This is a genomic window from Clostridium thermopalmarium DSM 5974 (assembly GCF_002995795.1).
GTDB lineage: Bacteria > Bacillota > Clostridia > Clostridiales > Clostridiaceae > Clostridium_H > Clostridium_H thermopalmarium.
In genome coordinates this window covers 1-1,387 of record NZ_PVXN01000056.1, presented here as the reverse complement: position 1 = coordinate 1,387, position 1,387 = coordinate 1, and the positions used below count along the sequence as shown (strand labels likewise).

2 protein-coding genes are annotated in these 1,387 nt (G+C 33.7%); both read left to right on the top strand.

Annotated features, from left to right (window positions below; translation table 11 throughout):
- Positions 1–75: 75 nt before the first annotated feature.
- The gene (locus CPAL_RS11305) at positions 76–405 is read left to right on the top strand and encodes a transposase (protein ID WP_242976316.1); all 330 of its coding nucleotides are present in this window, start codon (positions 76–78) and stop codon (positions 403–405) included.
- Between the two features lie 53 nt (positions 406–458).
- Positions 459–1,331: an IS3 family transposase gene (locus CPAL_RS11300; RefSeq protein ID WP_242976315.1), complete on the top strand. Its 873-nt coding sequence runs from the start codon at positions 459–461 to the stop codon at positions 1,329–1,331.
- Positions 1,332–1,387 lie beyond the last annotated feature (56 nt).

The following is a 1,387-nucleotide window of genomic DNA, read 5'->3' as shown; positions in this document are numbered from 1 at the left end:
CTCATAAGCCCCTAAATTGATTTGGACAATTGCCTATACATTTATTATAATGTAGAAAGTGATTGGAGGTAAGCCATGAGAGGAAGAACTTATACAAAAGAATTGAAGGAAGAAATATTAAGAGAAGTTAAAGAAGTAGGAAATGTTTCATTAGTCTCAAGAAGACATGGAATATCAAAATCAACAATATTTACTTGGATTAAGGAATCTAAGAATAAAGATGAGATTAAGATTAAGCCAGGAAGAAAGGCTTTAGTTGAGGGAGATAAAGAGCTAGAGAGTGAATTGACAGAAGTAACAAAGGAGAATGATCAGCTAAAGAAGCTTCTAGGTGAGAAAGACCTTGAGATAGCAATACTTAAAGACTTAATAAAAAAATCAAACCCTCAATTAAAGATAAAGTAGAAATAGCTAAAAAATATATAGAACAAGGATATAACGCAGTTTTTGTACTAAAGGTGGTCAAACTTAGCAAATCAACATATTACTATAATTTGAATGTAGAAGGTAAGGAAAAGGCAAAGCCTAAAGGCGGTAAGCCTAGGGGATACAGCATAGACCAGGAAGAAAAGAAGGTATGCGATGAGCAGATCAAAGAGTTTATTATGGAATCAATTGATGGAGATGCAGCTGACTACGGCTATAGAAAAATAACCTACCATCTAAGAAAACACTATAAACTCACAATTAACCATAAGAAGGTTTATAGGCTGTGCAAGGAGCTTGGAATACTAAAAGACCAAAGAGTTATTAAGCCTAAAGTAAAGAGAACTATCGCTGTAAACAGGACTATAACAGGCTCAAATCAACTTTGGGAGATGGATATTAAGTATGGCTATATCCATGGCGAGGATAAATTTTTCTATCTTCTAAACCTTATTGATGTCTTTGATAGAAGCATCATTGATTACCACATGGGATTCCACTGCGAAGCTAAAGATGCGGCAGCATTACTGAGAAAATGTCTAATGCAAAGAAATCTATTTGCAGAAGGAGCCTTAAAGCCTGTAATAAGAACAGATAATGGGCCACAGTTTGTAAGCTATAAATTCAGCGAATGCTGCGAAGAAATTGCAATAGAACACGAGAGAATACCTGTTAAAACACCAAATAAGAATGCACATGTAGAATCATTTCATAGAATACTTGAGGATGATTGCTTGAAAAAATATGAGTTTCAAAGTTATGCAGAAGCATACGAAGTAGTAAACGAATTCATGGAATTTTATAACAAAAGGAGAATTCACTCAAGTTTAAAGTTTATGTCACCGAATGAATTTTATAACCTTCATTTTGGAGAAAGTCTAACTAATATTGAAATAAGGGTGTAATTCTGACAAAACTAAAGAATTTATTAGGTTTTGTCCAAAACGAAGGGGTTAATCCG